The 21,803-nt window shown below is 43.6% G+C and carries 12 protein-coding genes; 8 read left to right on the forward strand and 4 right to left on the reverse strand.

Going from position 1 to position 21,803, the window contains the following annotated elements:
• Position 1: 1 nt before the first annotated feature.
• Complete coding sequence (locus DW036_RS15290; protein WP_118465142.1) at positions 2–1,444, reverse strand: glutamate decarboxylase; 1,443 nt, start codon at positions 1,442–1,444, stop codon at positions 2–4.
• A 284-nt stretch (positions 1,445–1,728) separates the two neighbouring features.
• Here DW036_RS15290 and DW036_RS15295 point away from each other — a divergent pair, with 284 nt between their 5' ends.
• From DW036_RS15295 to DW036_RS15315, 5 genes are all read left to right on the forward strand, one after another.
• On the forward strand, positions 1,729–2,970 hold the full coding sequence (locus DW036_RS15295; RefSeq protein ID WP_118465143.1) for an MFS transporter: 1,242 nt from the start codon (positions 1,729–1,731) through the stop codon (positions 2,968–2,970).
• 125 nt (positions 2,971–3,095) lie between these two features.
• On the forward strand, positions 3,096–7,412 hold the full coding sequence (locus DW036_RS15300; protein WP_118465144.1) for a CusA/CzcA family heavy metal efflux RND transporter: 4,317 nt from the start codon (positions 3,096–3,098) through the stop codon (positions 7,410–7,412).
• Positions 7,413–7,422: 10 nt separating this feature from the next.
• Complete coding sequence (locus DW036_RS15305) at positions 7,423–8,352, forward strand: efflux RND transporter periplasmic adaptor subunit (RefSeq protein ID WP_118465241.1); 930 nt, start codon at positions 7,423–7,425, stop codon at positions 8,350–8,352.
• Between the two features lie 47 nt (positions 8,353–8,399).
• Positions 8,400–9,437, forward strand: coding sequence for a sensor histidine kinase (locus tag DW036_RS15310; RefSeq protein ID WP_118465242.1), 1,038 nt, complete (start codon positions 8,400–8,402; stop codon positions 9,435–9,437).
• Positions 9,434–10,210, forward strand: coding sequence for a LytTR family DNA-binding domain-containing protein (locus DW036_RS15315; protein ID WP_118465145.1), 777 nt, complete (start codon positions 9,434–9,436; stop codon positions 10,208–10,210). The genes DW036_RS15310 and DW036_RS15315 overlap by 4 nt, the downstream gene beginning before the upstream one ends.
• A gap of 117 nt (positions 10,211–10,327) precedes the next feature.
• Here DW036_RS15315 and ald read toward each other — a convergent pair whose 3' ends face one another.
• Complete coding sequence (gene ald, locus DW036_RS15320; protein ID WP_118465146.1) at positions 10,328–11,434, reverse strand: alanine dehydrogenase; 1,107 nt, start codon at positions 11,432–11,434, stop codon at positions 10,328–10,330.
• A 501-nt stretch (positions 11,435–11,935) separates the two neighbouring features.
• Between ald and DW036_RS15325 the strand changes: the two genes are divergently transcribed.
• The 3 genes from DW036_RS15325 (at position 11,936) to DW036_RS15335 (ending at position 17,304) form a co-directional block, all read left to right on the forward strand.
• Complete coding sequence (locus tag DW036_RS15325; RefSeq protein ID WP_118465243.1) at positions 11,936–13,609, forward strand: M23 family metallopeptidase; 1,674 nt, start codon at positions 11,936–11,938, stop codon at positions 13,607–13,609.
• Between the two features lie 148 nt (positions 13,610–13,757).
• Positions 13,758–15,401 (forward strand): C69 family dipeptidase, encoded by a 1,644-nt coding sequence (locus DW036_RS15330; RefSeq protein WP_118223138.1) that lies wholly within the window; start codon positions 13,758–13,760, stop codon positions 15,399–15,401.
• 160 nt (positions 15,402–15,561) lie between these two features.
• Entirely contained in the window at positions 15,562–17,304 is a 1,743-nt protein-coding gene (locus DW036_RS15335; RefSeq protein WP_118465147.1) for a phospho-sugar mutase, read from the forward strand.
• A 479-nt stretch (positions 17,305–17,783) separates the two neighbouring features.
• On the opposite strand, the gene nudC is transcribed toward DW036_RS15335, so the two are convergent.
• The gene (gene nudC / locus DW036_RS15340; RefSeq protein WP_118465148.1) at positions 17,784–18,587 is read right to left on the reverse strand and encodes an NAD(+) diphosphatase; all 804 of its coding nucleotides are present in this window, start codon (positions 18,585–18,587) and stop codon (positions 17,784–17,786) included.
• Positions 18,588–18,620: 33 nt separating this feature from the next.
• A complete protein-coding gene (locus DW036_RS15345; protein ID WP_118465149.1) occupies positions 18,621–21,716 on the reverse strand; it encodes a response regulator in 3,096 nt (1,031 codons plus the stop codon).
• Positions 21,717–21,803: the final 87 nt, after the last annotated feature.

Here is a 21,803-nt window from a genome sequence, read left to right on the forward strand (position 1 = left end):
ATTATTTCGCTGCTTTGTGAGCTTTACAACCGTGATTGAACACTTTCGCTTCTACCGGCAGGTTCTTGTCCTGAGCCATGCGGGTAGGAGTAGGATAATCCAATTTCTCCAATTCAGTGATAGCATTCTTGATGTCGCCCAACAACATGTCTGCCATGTCGCGGCTGAAGCCCTGGCGTACTACCACACGCATTACGACATAGTCTTCCAGTTTAGAAGGCAGGGTATACGCCGGTACCATCCAACCATGTTGCGACAGTTTATCCTGAAGGTCGTACAACGTCCATTTAGCATTCTTGGCGTACTCCGGTTTCATGTACCAGATGAACAACGGGTTCACCACTTCTTCTGAATAGTTGACGAACGGTTCCATCTTAGCGATTTCATCATGGATATACTTCGCGATGGTCAGTGAGTTATACTGTACCTCTTTGTATCCCTGGAATCCTAAGCGAATGAATTGGTAGTACTGACCCAGGATTTGAGCAGCAGGACGGGAGAAGTTCAATCCCACCTGAGTAATGTTTGCACCAAGATAGTTTACGCTGAATGACATTTCTTCGGGCAGATATTCTTTGCCTTTCCAGCAAACCCAACCCAGACCCGGATAGACGAGACCGAATTTATGCCCGCTGACACTGATAGAAAGAACCCACTTCAAGCGGAAGTCCCATTTCGTTTCAGGATAGAGGAACGGCAGGATGAAACCACCACTGGCAGCGTCTACGTGGATAGGAATATCGTAACCGGTCTTGGCGTTGTATGCATCGAGAGCTTTGTCCAGTGCTTCTACGTCATCGTTCAGTCCGGTCCATGTCACACCCTGGATAGGCACGATACAAATGGTGTTTTCGTCACACATCTTTAAGGCTTCTTCCGGGTCAAGAGTAGTCTTGTCAAGGGTCAAAGGCACTTCGCGCATTTCAATCTGCCACAACTGAGCGAACTTTTCCCATACTACCTGGAAACCGGTTGAGATAACGAAGTTAGGTTTATCGAACGGTTTGCCTTGAGCCTGGCGTTTTTTACGCCAACGCAGCCAGGCTGCCACGCCACCCAACATACATGCTTCACTTGAACCAATGGCCAGCGCACCTGTTTTCCAAGTATCTTTTTCCGGAGAGTTCCACAGGTTTGCTACGATGTTGATACATTTTCCGTTCATCACGGCGATGCGGGGATATTCCGTTTCGTCAATGTAGTTAATGTTGATCGCCTCGTTCATCAGCTTGGTGGCGTAATCGTCCATATAAGTGGTAACGAAAGTTGCCAGGTTCAGACGGGGTTGAGTTTGAGCGAAAGTTTCGTCTTTTACCATCTGATAAGCAATCTCGGGAGTAGTAGGCCCATCAGGGATCTTCTCTACCGGAGAGGGTTGCAACATTCTGTTTGATCCAAACACTTCTGTTTTGGCATCACCTTTTCTGAAATTTACATCTTCCATTTTACTAACGTTTTAGTTTAGGTTTAGGCGGCGGGGATTTTCCCCGTCGAATTTCCCACAACAACGGTGTTTGCGGAGGAAAGTTCCGGCGTTTTACATATTTTGGCGTTTATTAAAGGGAAGGTCAATAATAATTTAGCGGTGGAAGAATGGATACGCGTCGTCCGCGTATCCATTCTTCCACCGCTAAATTATTATTTATCCTTTCCTCTTTCTTTGAACTTTCCATAGCCCTAATTGTTTTCTCTTGCACTATTTCAAACTCTATAAATATATATGTGTATATGAAAATCAATACCGGCCGTGGAACCATTCCTCTTATTACATTGATCGGCATCTGGTCTATCTCTGCATTGACCTCTTTGCCTGGACTGGCTGTTTCTCCTATTCTGGGACAGCTTTCCACTACTTTTCCTGATGCTTCGGAACTGGATATTCAGATGCTTAGTTCTTTGCCGTCGTTATTGATTATACCTTTTATTTTGTTGGCGGGCAAGTTGGCCGAGAAACGCGACTTTGTCCGTCTGTTACGCGCGGGGCTCTGGATGTTCGCCGCGAGCGGGGTGCTGTACCTGTTTTCCACAAAAATGTGGCAATTGATAGCCGTCAGCGCCCTGCTGGGAATTGGTGCGGGACTGATTATTCCGCTTTCTACCGGATTGATATCCCGTTATTTCACGGGAACCTATCGGGTGAAGCAGTTTGGATACAGTTCCGCCATTACAAATGTTACGCTGGTGGTGGCAACCGCTGTTACCGGCTATCTGGCAGAAGTGAACTGGCATCTGCCTTTCCTGGTCTATTTACTACCTTTGGTAGCCATCATACTCACCATCCATCTGAAAGACGAAAATGCGGATGGCGAAGCACAAATCACGTCATCGGATAAATCTCTTGCCAATACTTCTTCATCGGTAGAAGAGGCTGTTCCCGCTATCCCCGGTAAGTATGGTATTCATGTCCGTCATCTGCTGCAACTGATGCTTTTCTACGGGCTTACTACTTATATCGTATTGATCGTGACGTTCAACCTTCCGTTCCTGATGGAGGCACATCACTTTTCCAGTGGAAACTCGGGAATGATGATTTCCCTTTTCTTCCTTGCTATTATGGCACCCGGTTTCTTTTTGGGACATGTTGTAAAGTATCTGAAGGAGAAGACAAAATTCTACAGCCTGCTGTGTATTGCACTGGGATTGGCACTGATATGGATTTCTCCCAAGGAATGGCTGATCATACCGGGCTGCATACTGGTGGGATTGGGCTATGGGGTTATTCAACCGTTGATTTATGATAAAACGGTGGATACGGCTGTTCCCCAGAAAACCACGCTGGCACTGGCTTTTGTGATGGCAATGAATTATCTGGCTGTGTTGCTTTGCCCGTTTATCGTAGATTTTTTCCAATCATTGTTTCATGTACGTTCGCAGGAGTTTCCGTTTATCTTTAACCTTTGCATTACGATACTTGCATTGATATGGGCTTATAGGAGGAAGAAAGATTTTCTGTTCGGGGATAAGTTGTAAGTCGGTAGTTTCACTTCAATGATTGATATTGACGGTTGAATTACTAAAATAGTCGGTTCAGCACACAGGCATTCTGTGTCTAATGCGGATAGCTTACTTTTGTGTAAAAACCAAAAGTATAAAACATGTTCGACGCTATCCTTCGATTCTCAGTAAAAAAGAAGCTTTTTGTGGGGCTTACCACTTTGTTTCTTTTGATTGGTGGAATTTATTCCATGTTGACACTTCCTATAGATGCCGTTCCGGATATTACAAACAATCAGGTACAGATTGTTACCGTGTCACCAACCTTGGCGCCACAGGAAGTGGAGCAACTTATCACAATGCCCGTGGAAATTGCCATGAGCAACATTATGAATGTCACTGAAATACGTTCCGTCTCCCGCTTCGGGCTGTCGGTGGTGACAGTAGTCTTTAAAGAGAGTGTACCTACTCTGGATGCCCGCCAGTTAGTGAACGAGCAAATACAGAGTGTGGCCGGTGAGATACCTTCCGAGTTGGGTATGCCCGAGATGATGCCTATCACCACCGGACTGGGCGAGATATATCAATATGTGCTGAAAGTGGAGCCGGGGTATGAGGATAAATATGATGCCATGGAACTTCGTACCATTCAGGACTGGATTGTGAAGCGGCAATTGTCCGGCATCCCGGGAATTGTTGAGATTAACAGCTTCGGAGGCTATCTGAAACAATATGAAGTAGCCGTTGATCCGGATGTGCTTTTCTCCCTCAATATCACTATCGGAGAAGTTTTCGAAGCCTTGAATAAGAATAACCAGAATACAGGCGGCAGCTATATCGAGAAGGTAAACCGTGCTTATTATATCCGTTCCGAAGGAATGATAAGCCGTACTAAAGATGTGGAGCAGATAGTGGTAGCCAATCGCAATGGCATTCCTATCCGTATCAGTGACATTGGTGCGGTACGCTTCGGAGCTCCCAAACGTTTCGGAGCCATGACAATGGATGGCAAGGGCGAATGTGTAGGTGGCATTGCCATGATGCTGAAAGGAGCCAATGCCAATGTCGTCACCGGAGAATTGGAGAAAAGGGTAGAAAAAATACAGAAGATTTTGCCGGAGGGTGTCACTATCGAACCTTATCTGAACCGCTCGGAGCTGGTAAATCGTAACATTTCTACCGTCATTCACAATTTGATAGAAGGTGCGATAATTGTGTTTCTGGTACTGATTATTTTCCTGGGCAATGTACGTGCCGGACTGATCGTGGCTTCCGTCATTCCATTGGCGATGCTGTTCGCGTTCATTCTGATGCGTATCTTCAATGTTTCTGCAAACCTTATGAGTTTGGGGGCGATAGACTTCGGTATTGTTGTAGATGGTTCCATTGTCATATTGGAGGGTATACTGGCGCATATCTACAGTAAGAAGTTCAGAGGCCGTACCCTGTCGGCAGAAGAAATGGATGTGGAAGTAGAGAAAGGTGCTTCAGGAGTGGTACGCTCCGCCACATTTGCCGTATTCATCATTCTGATTGTATTCTTCCCCATACTGACATTGACGGGAATTGAAGGAAAGTATTTCACGCCGATGGCTAAGACGCTGGTATTTTGTATTATCGGTGCCCTGTTTTTGTCGCTGACCTACGTCCCGATGATGGCTTCTCTGTTCCTGAAACATCACATTGTGACGAAGCCGACCATTGCTGATAAATTCTTTGAAAGATTAAATAAGATATATGCCCGTGCTTTGACATTCTGCCTGCGTTTTAAGTGGCAAACTGTTGCAACGGCGTTTGCGGCTCTGATTATTTCTCTGTTTCTTTTCACCCGTCTGGGCGCAGAGTTCATCCCTACACTCGATGAAGGAGATTTTGCTATGCAGATGACACTTCCCGCCGGCAGTTCATTGAGCGAAAGTATTGAAGTGTCTAATGAGGCAGAGAAGCTCTTGATGAATAAACTCCCGGAAATAAAACATGTGGTAGCGAAGATAGGTACGGCGGAAGTTCCGACAGACCCGATGGCTGTAGAAGATGCCGACGTAATGATCATCATGAAACCTTTCAAGGAGTGGACCAATGCTACCAGTCGTGCCGAAATGGTAGAGAAGATGAAAGAAGCTCTTGAACCTCTGGCGAGTCGTGCAGAATTTAATTTCTCTCAACCCATCCAGCTTCGTTTTAACGAGCTGATGACAGGAGCCAAAGCAGATATTGCCGTAAAACTTTATGGAGAAGACACACACGAACTCTATCAGAAGGCAAAAGAAGCTGCTGTTTTTGTAGAAAAAGTGCCCGGTGCATCGGATGTAATTGTGGAACAGACAATGGGGCTGCCCCAATTGGTGGTGAAGTATAACCGTGGAAAGATTGCCCGCTATGGCATTAATATAGAAGAACTGAATACCATTATCCGTACGGCTTATGCCGGAGAGGTAAGTGGAGTGGTCTTTGAGAATGAGCGTCGCTTTGACTTGGTGGTTCGTCTGGATCAGGATAAAGTGGCCGATTTGAATCTGGATAAACTCTTTGTCCGTTCCAATGAAGGCATTCAGATACCTGTGAGTGAGGTGTCCACCATTGATTTGGTGAATGGTCCGTTACAGATTAACCGGGATGCGACCAAGCGTCGTATCGTAATTGGGGTTAATGTGCGTGGAGCGGATATTCAGCAGGTAGTGCAGGATATACAAAAGACACTGGACCAGAATATTAAATTGAAGCCCGGATACTATTTTGAATATGGCGGACAATTTGAGAATTTGCAGAATGCCATCAATACTTTGCTGGTTGTCGTGCCGGTAGCCCTGATGCTGATTCTGTTATTATTGTTTTTCGCTTTCAAAAATGTTACTTACACATTGGTGGTGTTCTCCACCGTACCTCTTTCATTGATTGGCGGAATCTTGGCACTATGGCTACGTGGTCTTCCGTTTAGTATCTCGGCGGGGGTAGGTTTCATAGCCCTCTTCGGTGTGGCGGTTCTCAATGGTATTTTAATGATTAATCACTTTAACGATATAAGAAAAGAAACTATGTATGCTCTTTCTACCAGACGGGTGATTGCCCGCGGAACCGCTCATTTGTTGCGGCCTGTCTTCTTGACGGGATTAGTTGCTTCGCTGGGATTTGTTCCTATGGCCATTGCCACCTCAGCCGGTGCCGAAGTACAGCGTCCGTTGGCTACCGTAGTTATTGGCGGACTGATTGTGTCTACTGTATTGACACTGCTTATTATTCCTGTTTTCTATCAGATTGTAAGCTATACAGTGGTATGGAAACGCCGTTTCTCTGCGAAAAAGTTCTTGTTCTTCTTTCTGTTGTTGGCTGTTATGCTGCCCTTTACGGCGAAAGCTCAGGAGAAAGTGACAATGGATCAGGCCATAGAACTGGCAAAGCAGAATCACCCCCGGTTGAAAATAGCTTCTGCGGCAATCCGCCAAGTAAAGGCGGGCAGGGGAGAAGTACTGGAATTGTCTTCTACCGAGATGAACTATTCGTGGGGACAATTGAATGGTGAGCTTAGAAAAGACAAGCAGTGGGAAGTAACCCAGGGATTGGGCTCTTTATTGACTCCTTTTTATAAGAATGCCTTGGTGAACAGGCAGGTTGAAACGGGGACCTTCTACCGGCAAATCGTTGAAAAAGAAGTGGTGGCGGAAGTGAAGCGTGCATGGGCATATTATCTGTATGCTTGCAATCTTTGTGCTTTATACAATGACCAGAACAAATTGGCTGAGCAATTGCAGCGTATGGGTGAGTTGCGTTATCACCAGGGAGAAATAACTCTGCTGGAGAAAAACATGGCCACCAGTATGGCGGCGGATATGAAGAATCGCCTTTTTCAGGCACAGGAAGAAGAAAAACTGGCTTTGTCACGGCTGAATTGGGTTTGTTATGCAGACCATCCATTAGTTCCGGTGGATACGGCATTGGTGCAATTTCCGGTAGATTATCGGAAACCGTCTTTTTCGGAAGTTCACCTGAATTATTTTCAGAGTCAGGCCAATGAGGCCAAAGCACAACTAAATGTGGAGCGAAGCCGATTTTTTCCTGAGCTGTCCTTCGGTTACGTACGCCAGGATATCCTTCCGCTGAAAGGATTGAATTCGTGGATGGTTGGAGTTTCCTTTCCGGTTTATTTCGTGCCGCGGCATAGTAAGATAAAACAGGCAAAAGTGGCGGCTGTTATAGCAAGAACCGAAGCGGAGACAAATACACATAATCTATATAATAAGGTGTCGGAAGCTATTGCCGGTTTACGCCGCCAGTCTGAAAGTTTACGCTACTATACAACATCGGCGTTGAAAGAAGCAGATGAACTGATGAAGGTAGCCAACCTGCAGTTGCAACATAGCGAAACTAATATAACTGAATTTATACAAGCTGTTAATGTGGCGCGTGACATCCGTCGCGGATACCTTGAAACGGTATATCAATACAATATAGCAGCCCTTGAATACGAACTTTTTAAATAGAATGATGACGATGAAAAAGATAATTTTCCCCTTAATTCTGCTGATACTGACAGCATGCAGCGAGAACAAAGAAGCACAACCGGCAGAAGAAGCTACTGCCGTTGCCATAGCAGAAAACGTTACGGATAGCATTCAAGTAGATGCCATCACTTCAGCTACTTCAAAACCTAATCAGGTATCATTTAACGGTACAATGGTTATTCCCCCACAACGAATGGCGACCGTTTCGCTTACGATGGGTGGGGTAATTAAAAGTACTTCTTTGCTGCCCGGCGAACCTGTTCGGCAAGGGAGTGTATTGGCAACTCTGGAAAATCCCGATTTTATAACTTTACAACAGACTTATCTGGACAGTCATGCGCAGACTGAGTTTCTGGAAGCGGAATTCCTTCGCCAGCAAGCTCTCTCTGCCGAACAAGCTGCCTCCCAAAAGAAACTTCAGCAAAGTAAGGCAGATTACCTTTCAATGAAAAGTCGTGTAGAGGCGGCAGCTGCACAGTTGAAATTACTGGAAGTTGAACCTGAAGTTTTGCTGAAGGAGGGCATTCAACCTTTTTTGCAGATTAAAGCTCCGATCAGTGGTTATGTGGCAGATGTGAAAATGAATGTCGGTAAATATATGAATGTAGGAGATGCTCTTTGTGAAATAGTAGATAAAAGCCGGACTTTACTCAGATTGACAACCTATGAGAAGGATCTGGCAGATATGAAAGTGGGAAATCCGGTGCAATTTCGTGTAAACGGAATGGGCAAAACTGTATTTAAGGCTACTTTGATATCTATCGGGCAGAAAGTGGATGAAGATACACGTTCTGTTGAAGTCTATGCCAGGGTAGATACTGTGGACAGCCAATTCCGTCCAGGCATGTACGTCACAGCGAGGATTATGAAAGAGCAGGCTTCTGCTGGAAAGAAAGATTCCTTATCTTTGAAAAAATAAGGTCGCGATAGAATAAAATGTATCTTTGTGTGCAAAATACAGCAAGCATGAAAAATCGGTATACTCTGTTCATACTCATCGTTTCCATTTCCGTGGCAACATTAATTCATTTCCCGGAACTGGTTTCTCTCTTTGATGTCTTCGAGAGCCAGACACTGTTTCCAGGCATGAGACCTGCTGATGTGGCAAGCGAAGTGTTTTTCACTTTCATTTCTCTTATGATTCTGTTTGAGGTGAACATTTTGTTATTCCACTTTAATCAACCGGCTGTAAAAATCACCTGGCAGAAGATGATATTGTCATTGATACTGACTTGGATTTTAAGCAGTTTGTTAGGGAAATGTTTTGTATTCCTGCACCACACTTTCGATATTCCGGCCATTGATGCTATGGTGCATCATTATTTGCATCCTTTGCGTGATTTTATAATAACCTGTACCGTATCGGGAAGTTGTTATATATCCTACCTTATCCGGCGTCAGCAGGAAGTCGTTGTAGAAAACCAGCAATTGCAGGCCGAGAACATCCTGAACCAGTATGAGGCTTTGAAGAATCAGCTGAATCCGCACATGCTTTTTAACTCTCTGAACACTCTCCGGTCATTGGTACGTGAAGATCAGGATAAGGCGCAGGAATACATTCAGGAACTCTCCCGTGTTTTGCGTTACACCTTGCAGGGAAATGATTCGAAAAGTGTGTTTCTGAAGGATGAGATAGAATTTGTGTCAGCCTATATCTTTTTGTTGAAGATGCGTTTTGAGGATAATCTCTCTTTTGACATTTGTATCGATAATCAATATGCCAATTATTATCTGCCTCCTATGGCGGTTCAGATGCTGATAGAAAATGCAGTGAAGCACAATGAAATAAGCGACAGACATCCACTGAATATCCGTATTTATACCGAAGGAGAAGAATTGATCGTTACCAATCCTGTGCAACCCAAACTGACTGCTACTACGGGAACTGGTATCGGTTTGGCAAATCTTGCAAAGCGCTATCATTTGCTTTACAAACGGGAGATACAAATCAGCGAGAACGAGCAGTTTACTATACGTATTCCCCTAATATCGAATGTTTCATGAAAGTTATTATCATAGAAGATGAGAAAGCGGCAGTCCGCAACCTGAAAGCTTTGTTACAGGAAGTGAAACCGGAAGTGGAATTGGAGGCCACTCTGGATAGTATTGCAGCCGTACTGGATTGGTTTGCCATACACTCTATGCCGGATATGCTCTTTATGGATATCCATTTGGCGGACGGATCGGCTTTTGAAATCTTCGGTCATGTGGATATCACCTGTCCCATTATTTTCACTACTGCTTATGATGAGTATGCCCTTCGTGCGTTCAAAGTGAACAGTGTGGACTATCTATTGAAGCCTATTGGCAAAAGTGACATCAAAAAAGCTTTCCATAAGTTGGAACAACTACATGGTTCGGAACAAATGCAGTCTCCTGACAATACCCTGTTGCAGTTAATCCATTCACTGAAAAAGCAGGAAAACTATAAAGCGCATTTTCTTATTCCGGTGAAAGGGGATAAACTACTGCCGGTTTCGGTAGATATGATTCTGTTGTTTTATATTCAGGATTGTAAAGTAAAGGTTGTTCTTGTCGATGGCAAGGAATACACATTTCCACAAACACTGGATGAGATAACAGAGTGTATAGATCCTTCTCTGTTCTTCCGTGTCAACCGGCAATTCCTGATTTCCCGCGAGGCAATTAAGGATATTGATTTATGGTTTAACAATCGCCTGTCTATTAATCTTCGTTGCAAGGTATCAGATGAAAAAGTACTGGTGAGCAAGGCACGTGTGCAGGAGTTTAAGGATTGGTTTTCCAAGACACATTGAACATGTCGTGAAGAATCACAGAGAGAAAAAGGAACATAAAATAACGTGCCGATCAATTCAACCTGCACGTTATAAATAGATTATTATCTTACTAAACTCCTGAATGAAGCTCTTTTATTACAAGGCAATCGGTTCATATTCCAGTCCGAATACATCCGCTACAGCTTTATAAGTAACTTTACCTTCCACTACATTCAGTCCCAGTGCCAGAGCGGGATCGTCTTTACATGCTTTTCGCCAGCCTTTGTCTGCCAAAGCCACAGTATAGGGTAGTGTGGAGTTCGTCAGTGCCATAGTTGAAGTGAATGGTACTGCTCCCGGAATATTAGCTACCGCATAGTGCACGATACCATCCACTACATACGTCGGTTCGCTGTGGGTGGTAGGATGAGAGGTTTCAAAGCATCCGCCCTGATCTATGGCAACATCCACGAGAACGGTTCCGGGTTTCATCATCTTCAGCATATCTTTGGTAATCAGATGTGGCGCTTTATCTCCCGGAATCAGTACGGAACCAATCACGAGGTCTATGTTGGGCAATTCCATCCTGATGTTATGCATAGAAGAATATAGAGTTTTTACATTTTTTGGTAACACTTCACTGAGGTAGCGCAGGCGCGTCAGATTAATATCGGTAATCAGTACTTCCGCACCCATTCCGGCAGCCATCTGTGCAGCATTGGTTCCTACTACACCGCCCCCCAGAATTAATACACGTGCAGGACGAACGCCGGGTACACCACCCAGTAATTTCCCTTTTCCGCCTTGCGGCTTTTCCAGGAAACGTGCACCTTCCTGTGTAGCCATACGTCCGGCCACTTCACTCATGGGAGTGAGCAATGGGAGAGAGTGGTCCTCTTTCTCTACGGTTTCGTAAGCGATGCAGATGCCACCGCTTTCTATCATGGCTTCGGTAAGTATTTTATCGGCGGCGAAGTGGAAATAGGTAAATACCACTTGACCCTTTTTAATCAGTTTGTACTCGGGGGCGATAGGTTCTTTCACCTTCACAATCATTTCAGCTGCGGCATATGTAGCTTCGATGGTTGGCAGCATTTTCGCACCCACTGCAGTGTACTCTTCATCAGGAAAACCGCTGTTTGCACCGGCAGATGCCTGCACATACACTGTATGACCTCTTTTCACCAACTCGGCTACTCCGGCAGGGGTCATTCCTACACGGTTCTCGTTGTTTTTGATTTCCTTAGGTACTCCGATAATCATAACCTTACAATTTTAATTGGGGGTTAAACATGTCGCAATGTAGCGATTTCCGTGTTTCGATGTACTTTGGGAGTAGGTGTTTTACAACAGTATTTTTATACAGGTTTTAATCTGAAATAATAGGATGCCCACTGAGTTTCAATATTTTGCTCAGGAGGTTGTTCATGTATGAATATGAAATGATTAGTGCCTGTACCAGTCATATCTTTTTTCCTGGTCATCTGTTTTGTTTTCTTTTTGCAGTTGCTTTTGTGCCTTGCGTAAACGACGTATGGTGATAATCATTATTATAAAGCCTATGGCAATAAGTATTGCTAAAACAAGGCATGTGTAGGTGAAAGTTGTATGGCTCATAGGTGTTTGTATAAGTGTTTATTATATAGTTTGCGTTGCAAAGATATGTCTTTTGGGGAATTATGCAAGTACAATTATGATATTTATTGCGGCAAAGATGGGGATATTTTTTATCTTTGCCTGCGTTTAAAAACAAAGATTACACCTATGAATAGATATACCAAATCTACTATATATTTATCTTTTTTATTATTGTTCGGTGGAGTGCAGATTCCTGCTGCTGTTCATGCACAGGATGCTACCTTTACTCCGCCTTTTGATTTCCCCATTACTTTTTCCGGGAACTTCGGCGAAATACGTGCCAATCACTTTCATGGCGGACTGGATTTCAAAACAGGAGGTACTATCGGTAAACCGGTGCATGCCTTGGGCGAAGGATATATTTCGCGTATCCGTGTCACACATGGTTCGGGTTATGTGCTCGATGTAGCCTATAATAATGGATATAAAACCATCAACCGACACCTTAGTGCCTTTGTGGGCGATGTAGCCCGTAGGGTAGAAGACTTGCAATATGAAAAGGAGTCATGGGAAGTGGAGATTACACCCGAACCGGGTGAATATCCTGTAAAGGCAGGGCAAGTTATCGCTCTGAGTGGTAACACCGGTTATTCTTTCGGTCCGCACCTGCACTTGGATATGTTTGAGGCGGATACGGACGATTATATCGACCCGTTACCCTTCTTTAAGAAGAAAGTGAAAGACAATACAGCTCCCCGTGCCGAAGGTATTATGCTCTTTCCACAGCCGGGCAGGGGAGTGGTGGGAGGAAACCAGAAGCATCGGGCCTTTCCTCTTAATCCCAAACAGCCGATTACCGCCTGGGGACTGATAGGTTCAGCTATTCGTGCCTATGATTATATGGACGGAGTGAGCAATCGTTACGGAGTACATACTGTCATTCTGGAAGTAGATAGTGTGGAAGTATTCCGTAGTGTGGTAGACCGTTTCTCGGAAAACGAAAACCGGATGATAAATTCGTGGACGTATGGGCAGTATATGAAGTCTTTCATCGAGCCTGGAAATACATTGCGTATGCTGCATGCTTCCAATGGTAACCGGGGATTGATTGAGATCAATGAAGAACGCCCCTATCACTTTGTATATACACTGAAAGATGCATTGGGAAACACCTCAAAGGTGCGTTTTACCGTACATGGAAAGCGTACGGAAATGAAACCTGTGGAACATCGGGAGAAATATATTTTCCATTGGGATAAGGTGAACATCCTGCAAGAACCTGGCCTGAATCTGGTTATCCCCCGGGGAATGCTCTATGACGACGCATACCTGAACTATACCGTACGGGCTGATAGTGGGGATATCGCTTTCACCTATCAGTTGAATGATACACGCATACCTTTGCATGGTCGTTGCGAATTAAGTATCGGATTGCGCCGCCGTCCGTTAGAAGATATGACGAAATATTATGTGGCAGGTGTGGCTAGCCGTGGTAAGAAGTATAGTATCGGTGGTAAATATGAAGATGGTTTCATGAAAACCACTATCCGTGAATTGGGTACTTACACTGTTGCCATTGATACCGTACCGCCTAAAATTACTCCGCTTAATCCGAAACAATGGGGAAGTACAGGGCGCATCGTATTCAAAGCAAAAGATGAAGAGACCGGTATCAGCAGTTACCGCGGAACCATAGACGGCAAGTATGCCTTGTTTGGCAAACCCAATTCCATCAGTGGGAATCTGGTGTGCGAACTCGACTCGAATCATGTAAAAAAGGGAGGCAAACATGTTGTGGAAATGACTGTAACGGATGGATGTGGGAATCAGACAACAGAAAAGTTTGAGTTTGTCTGGTAAATACCCCCGTGTCTGAACCCTGTCATCTCCGTACCATCTCCGTATCTATAACTACGGACTTGACACGGACTTGGTACGGAGTTGATACGGACTTGGTAGGTAGCGGCTTATGTGCGACATTTGATTTAATAATTAATATAACTGAAGTATGAAAAGTAAAAGACTGACTCTTTCCGTCTTAGGTATGGTGGTAGCCGTGGCAAATGCATTGGCTTGTACCAATCTTATTGTAGGTAAAAATGCCTCTACAGACGGTTCTACCATCGTTTCTTATTCTGCCGACTCCTACGGGTTGTTCGGTGAGTTATATCATTACCCTGCCGGTGTACATAAGAAAGGCACTCTGATGGATGTACATGAGTGGGATACCGGCAAATATCTGGGCCGGATAGAGCAAGCCCGCCAGACTTACAATGTTATTGGGAACATCAACGAATTCCAGCTTACTATTGCCGAGACTACTTTCGGCGGTCGTCCGGAGTTGGTGGATACCACCGGTATTATTGATTACGGCAGTCTGATTTACTTGGGATTGCAACGTGCCCGTACTGCCCGTGAAGCCATTAAGGTGATGACCGATCTTGTACAGGAATACGGCTATTACAGCAGTGGTGAGTCTTTCACTATTGCCGATCCTAATGAGATCTGGATTATGGAAATGATAGGTAAAGGTCCCGGTGTGCGTGGTGCTGTATGGGTAGCTGTACGTATTCCGGATGATTGCATCTCTGCTCATGCCAACCAATCCCGTATCCACCAGTTCGATATGAACGACAAGAATAATTGTCTTTATTCTTCCGATGTGATTTCTTTTGCCCGCGAAAAAGGTTACTTTACCGGCGTGAATAAGGATTTCAGTTTTGCAGATGCATATGCTCCTCTGGATTTCGGTGCACGCCGCTACTGTGAAGCCCGTGTATGGAGCTATTTCAATATGTTTACCGATCGCGGAGAAGAATTCCTTCCGTATATAGAAGGTAAAACAGATCAGCCAATGCCGCTTTATCTGAAAGCAAACCGCAAAATCTCCGTACAGGATGTGAAGAATGCCATGCGCGACCATTATGAAGGTACTCCGCTGGATATCAGCAAGGATTTCGGTGCAGGCCCTTACCACACACCTTATCGTCTTTCTCCGCTTTCTTTCAAGGTGAACGACCAGGAATATTTTAATGAACGTCCTATTTCTACTCAGCAGTCCGGCTTTGTTTTTGTATCTCAGATGCGTTCTTCTATGCCTGACGCTATCGGTGGTGTACTTTGGTTCGGTACGGATGATGCCAATATGACGGTGTTCACACCTGTATATTGCTGCACGGATAAAGTGCCTGTATGCTACTCACGCGTAGATGGTGCCGACTATATCACTTTCTCCTGGAATTCTTCTTTCTGGATTTTCAATTGGGTGGCGAATATGGTTTATCCTCGCTATGATCTGATGATTGAGGATGTACGTGCAAGCCAGTCGGAAATGGAAACTACTTTCAATGATGCGCAGGAAGGTATTGAATCTGCTGCATCCAAACTGTATGCCAAAGATCCTGCCCAGGCTAAAGCATTCCTGACTAACTATACCAATATGACTGCACAAAGCACACTCGATACTTGGAAACGTCTGGGTGAATTCCTTATCGTAAAATACAACGATGGTGTAGTGAAGCGTATGAAAGATGGTAAGTTCGAACGTAATTCCATCGGTCAGCCGGCTGGTGTGATACGTCCCGGATACCCGAAAGAATTCCTGGAAGAGTATGTAAAACAAACCGGTGACCGCTATAAAATGCCGGAATAATGCCCTGTTGCAGATTTCACAGGAACTTCATTTCTCCTGTGAAATCTGTACAATACAGTGTAAATCTTTCATGAAAATGTAGGATATTTGAACTTATTCGCCTACATTTGTGTCTTACAAATAACAGATATATTTTAACCTCTAAAATAACAATAATTATATGGAGAATCAGGAACTTATCAAACAGGTAACTGAGAAAGCCCAGAGATGGCTCACCCCGGCTTATGATGCCGAAACTCAGGCGGAAGTGAAACGCATGTTGGAGAACGAAGATAAAACCGAGCTGATAGATTGCTTTTATAAGGATTTGGAATTCGGAACAGGTGGTTTGCGCGGTATCATGGGTGCAGGAACCAATCGTATGAATATTTACACGGTAGGTGCTGCTACACAGGGACTTTCCAACTATCTGAACAAATGCTTCAAGGATAAAGAACAGATTTCTGTAGTGGTAGGTTATGACTGCCGTAACAACAGCGATAAGTTTGCTCAGATTTCTGCAGATATTTTCTCTGCAAACGGTATTAAAGTATATCTCTTCGATGATTTGCGTCCTACACCGGAAGTTTCTTTTGCTATCCGTCACTTCGGTTGCCAAAGTGGTATCAATATCACTGCAAGCCATAATCCGAGAGAATACAACGGTTATAAGGCTTATTGGGATGATGGTGCACAGGTACTTGCTCCGCACGATACCGCTATCATTGATGAAGTAAATAAGGTGACAGTAGCTGACATTAAGTTTAAGGGTAATAAAGACCTGATTCAGATTATCGGTGCTGATGTGGATAAGATCTATCTGGATATGGTTCATTCTATTTCTATCGATCCGGAAGTGATCAAACGTCAGAAAGATCTCAGCATTGTTTATACTCCTCTGCATGGTGCAGGCCGTGTATTGATTCCTGCTTCTCTGAAAGAATGGGGATTTGAAAATGTAAATTGTGTACCCGAGCAGATGGTGAAGGATGGTAATTTCCCGACAGTGGTATCTCCTAATCCGGAAAATGCTGAGGCACTTTCTATGGCTATCGCTTTGGCGAAGAAGATCGATGCTGATATCGTAATGGCCAGCGACCCCGATGCTGACCGTGTAGGTATGGCTTGTAAAGATGATAAGGGTGAGTGGGTACTTATCAATGGTAACCAGACTTGTCTGATCTTCCTGTATTATATCATCAAGAACCGTATTGCAATGGGTAAGATGCAGCCGAATGACTTCATTGTGAAGACCATTGTAACTACTGAACTTATTAAGGCTGTAGCTGATAAGAATAAGATTGAAATGCGTGATTGCTACACTGGTTTTAAGTGGATCGCACGTGAAATCCGTTTGAGCGAAGGTAAGCAGCAATACATCGGTGGTGGTGAAGAGAGCTATGGTTTCTTGGCAGAAGACTTTGTTCGTGATAAAGATGCCGTTTCTGCTTGTTCACTGCTGGCTGAGATCTGTGCATGGGCTAAGGATCAGGGCAAGACACTGTATGACGTGCTGATGGATATCTACGTAGAATATAGTTTCTCTAAAGAAACGACTGTAAACGTAGTGAAACCCGGTAAGAGCGGTGCAGATGAAATCAAAGCCATGATGGATAATTTCCGTGCTAACCCGCCGAAGGAAATCGGAGGTTCACCTGTTAAACTGATCAAGGATTATAAGACGTTGAAGATTACTGATGCCCAGGGAAAGGTTAGTGAACTGGATATGCCGGAAGCTTCAAATGTGCTTCAATACTTCACAGAAGACGGTACAAAGATTTCTGTTCGTCCGTCAGGTACTGAACCGAAAATTAAGTTCTACATTGAGGTGAAGGGTGAAATGGGTTGTCCGAAATGTTATGCCAGTGCTGATGCGGAAGCAGAAGAGAAAGTGGTAGCAGTACGCAAGTCACTCGGTATTTGAGAAAGATAAACTGCTGATAGGCAGAAGGGAAGGTGTAATCCTGCGAAGGGTTGCACCTTTTCTGTTTTTTATCCGTTAGCGTGGACATTCTTTCCGCTTTAAGGTTCTTTTGCTTTCTTTAAGTCAACTCTGAAATCATTCTCTGTTAAATGCCGTTTTATATGCAACGTATAAACCTAACCTAAACCTTAGTTAATATCCATCAGGATGGTAGAAGGGGATTTTGGCAATTAGTGGCGTAAGAACGTTTTCAATAGTGAAAGCACCAGTTGATATAAATTGCCATTATCCTCTTTTGTTTCTGATGGATATATTTAGAATGATTTGATGAAGGTCGGATGACCGGGAGATGAGAAGATATACAGATTGCGGTTGCATGCTAATTGGTTGATGTGAATGAGAGTCGTTTCATTCGTAGTTGTTCGTTTGTTGAATGCATGTCCTCCGCAATCTGTTTTTATTTGAATGTTTTTTGTCTTTTAATTATTGCTTAGCCACCAGTCTATCATCTTTCGTGCTATGCTCAATTTCCGTGGAATTTCCGGCATATTTTCTTTCGAATAGAATGCTCCGGCACTGAGTTCGTCTTTTTGCAACTTGATTTCTCCACTTTCATAATCGGCAATAAAACCTACCATTAATCCGCTGGGATAGGGCCAGGGTTGGTTGCCGAAATAAGTGATATTCTTCACTCGCAATCCGGTTTCTTCCATTACTTCACGTTGTACACATTGTTCCAGAGTTTCCCCTACCTCAAGAAAACCGGCTACCAGGCCATAGAATGTTCCGCGGAAGTTATGGGCATGTACCAGTAAGATTTCTTCTCCACGACGTATCAACACGATGATAGCTGTGGAGATGGGAGGATATATTTCGTAGGCACACGAAGGACACTTTTTCATGATAGGTGTCTTGTGTTCCGTAGGCATGCCACATGCAGGACAAAAACGGCTGTGTTGATCCCAATACAATATTTGATATGCTTTACCGGCAGCTTTATATTCATCCAAGGTGATATATTCATAGGAGCCCCGGAGATTGACCATAACCCATTCTTCCGTTTCCACAACGAGTTGTTCGATGGCGAATGTGTGTACCATTTCATCCGTAGGTAGAAATACTTCGTGAATCGTACTACCTGCACCGGGATTCAACGGTAGTTCTGTACCATAAGGTACACTGTATTTTATTTCTCCTTTTTCTGTTTTCTCTTTTTTCAGCAGCAGTTGGTCTTTAAAAAAGACGAACCACTGCGTAGGGTTTTGGTTTTTACTATTCTCCATTCCTTATAAAATATCTGTTTAAAAGATTATATATTAGCTATATTTTTTCAATACAGCTATTAATTTTGCTCTATCTATGGGTTTAACAAGATACTCGTTGCATCCTGCATCCATGGCAGTCAGGCGGTCATTTTCAAAAACATGTGCCGTTAGGGCTATAATAGGTAGTTCTGCATTGAATTTACGAATTTCAGCTGTAGCTGTCAATCCGTCCATGACGGGCATTTTCATGTCCATGAGTAGCAGGTCTATGTGACGTTTATGCAGTATCTCTATAGCTTCCTGACCATTGGCTGCATGCACCAGATTAAAACGTTTCCGCAACAAAGCTGATACTAACTGGTAGTTACTTTGAATGTCCTCAGCAACCAAAATCGTTTTACGTCCTGGAGTATTACTTAGTGAGGTTCCCGTAGCAACATCCTTTTTATCTGATGAGGTTGCTTCTTCTGCTCTTTGCAGGGTAATTTCAGATGGTATTTCCACTTCGCAGGGTAACAGTGCCCAGAATAATGATCCTTTGCCATACTCAGATTCAAATCCTACATTGCCTCCCATTGCTTCCGCTATTGCTTTACAAATGGATAACCCCAAACCTGTACCTTGTGCGAATTCGTCTAATTTTTCAAACCGGTGGAATACCTTGTTTTTCTTTTCGTCCGGTATACCGATTCCCGAATCTTTTACATAAAAATAGATTCCTTCTTCTCTGTATTCATAGCCCATCTCGATAGTTCCTTCCGGGGTATATTTGATGGCATTGGTTACATAGTTGGTAATGATTTGTGCAACACGGTTGCGGTCGAGAGTAACCAAACAGTGCTGGTAAGGATTGACTGCTACTATTTGTATTTTGGGGTTTGTAGCCCGCTGTCTCATGGAAGCAAACATGGAGTTGAAATAATCCGTCAGGTCGAATTCCTCATATTTCAATTCTACAGAGCCGGCTTCCAACTTGGACAAATCGAGGATGTCACTGATTAGTTTCAGTAACATCTCATTGTTGTTATTGATAATCTGCATGTAATCCTCTTTCTCTTCATCGCTTGCATACATCATCAGTCCGGAGAAACCGACAATGGCATTCAATGGCGTACGGATTTCATGACTCATATTGGCTAAGAAAGCAGATTTAAGTTTGTCTGATTGCTCGGCATGCATTTTGGCTATCTGTAATTCCTTAATCATCTCTTCACGTTCGGTTACATCATCTACGCGGATGACTATACCATCGGCTGTACCATCTTCAAGAAAAACAGGAGTTCCATATACTTCGACAACGTGTGCATTGTCAAGCTTGAATTTGATGAGCTCTGTCTGACGGGATTGGAAAGCACGTGTTAATATGCACTCCTCACACGGTGAGGTCCTGTTGTGAGCACTTTTATAACAGAATTCACCTTGTTTGTAGGCCTCGAAAGATAAGCTTTTTGAACAGGAAGAGATATTTTCCCATTGCACGCGATAGTCACGACTGATATATGCTAATCCGGAATTGGTATTGTTGAGTACTAATTCATTCAGAGTGACTAATTTCTTCAGTTCCTCTTTATTCTTCAGTAATGTTAGCTCTGCTTGTTTATGTGCATCTATGCAGATGGTCATACCAAACATATATTTATAGGGAGCATCATTCAGGGTGCTTGTTTCGAGCATACCACGGGTTTGCCACCATTGATAAACTCCGTCACCGTTTAAATCGAGCTGGTATTCCACTTCCCAAATGCCATTTTCCTGTTCGACGATGGCTTGCAGGGAATCATTGAACTTTTGTTTATCGTCAGGATGCACGCAGTTCAGGAATTTCTCTACTGAGCAGATATCTGGAGCCTTTTTGGTAACTTCATTGAACCCTTCGCCAAAACTTATCCTGTTTTTGTCCGGTTCAAAGAACCAGGTAAAGGCGTTCATGGCTCCCAAAGTAATTGACAGAATCTGTGCGCGGCGTTTAAGTTCGTTTTGCAGACTTTGATCCCAGCGGGTATTCAGCAATAGGCGTTTTCCGTCATCCTCGATAACGCTCTTACGCACGATTGTATCATAGCTGCGCCCATCTTTCAGGTTTACCCGTTCCAGACCCAGATAAGGAGTACCGGTATTGAATACCTCAAGATCCGTTTTCTGAATACGTGCCACTTGTTCTTCGTCCATAACATCGTAAGTTGTCGTATCTTCGCTTGTACCGAACATACGTTTACTTTCTTCATTACAGAATACATAACGGAAGTTGTCTTCTATATCTTTGATATGGATGGAGAGGGGGAGATTATTCAATATCTTATCCAGAAGTTGTTTCTTTTTATGGATATCTGTGTTGTTTTTACGGGTACCTACATATTTTAGTACCTGTCCGTTTTCGCTATAAGAGTATGGTGAACCATTGACGAAGCAATATTGCCATTCGGAAGAGCCGAATAACTTGATACGTCCTTCGAATGAAAATGTGAAGTCTTCACCTGCACTCATTCTTTGCATTATGCCGACCATTTCTTTACGCTCGTCAGGATGAATCGTCTCCAGATAGAGAGCCATTGATACCGGACGAGACTTGTCATATCCGTTCAGAGGCTCGTTGTCACTGAAAAACAGCTGGGAATTAACATCAAACTCCCAAAGCATAATATCTGCTGTTTTTATGGCTATTTCTGTTTTTAGGCGGCTTTGACGAAGCATTTCCTCTTTCTCCAAAGACTCTGTGATATCTTCCATGATGATGACATAACTTGCCAGTTCTCCATTTGAGTTATGGATGGGTTGTCCATTACATTCCAGGTGACGAATACCGGTATAGACGGTAGTGATGTATCCATCTACTTTTCCAAAATCATACGGGAAAGAAGTGAATATGGGTAATCCTGCTTTTATTGCATTTTTTATTTCATCGGTCACCACCGGACTGTCGTATATGTTTGGATGACTTTCTGCCATCTCTTCCATATCTGTCCCGAATATCCGGCAGAAACGTTCGTTGAAATACAGGATTTTTCCTTCAGCGTTGTAGACTGCTACTGCTACCGGAAGTGAGTTGAGGATAGTCATACTCTGGTTATAAAGACTATCATATTGCTGCTGTAGTTTAACATGTTCGGCAATATCGTTTGCAAGTGAGTGTTTCTGTTCTTTTTCCATGCGTTTGAGCTGTTATTTATCTAAGTTCATAAATACACACATAAAGATGCATTTATACAAGTGAAAAAAATACTGGCTAAGGATTGC

This window comes from Bacteroides sp. AF39-11AC, from assembly GCF_003474285.1.
Lineage (GTDB): Bacteria > Bacteroidota > Bacteroidia > Bacteroidales > Bacteroidaceae > Bacteroides.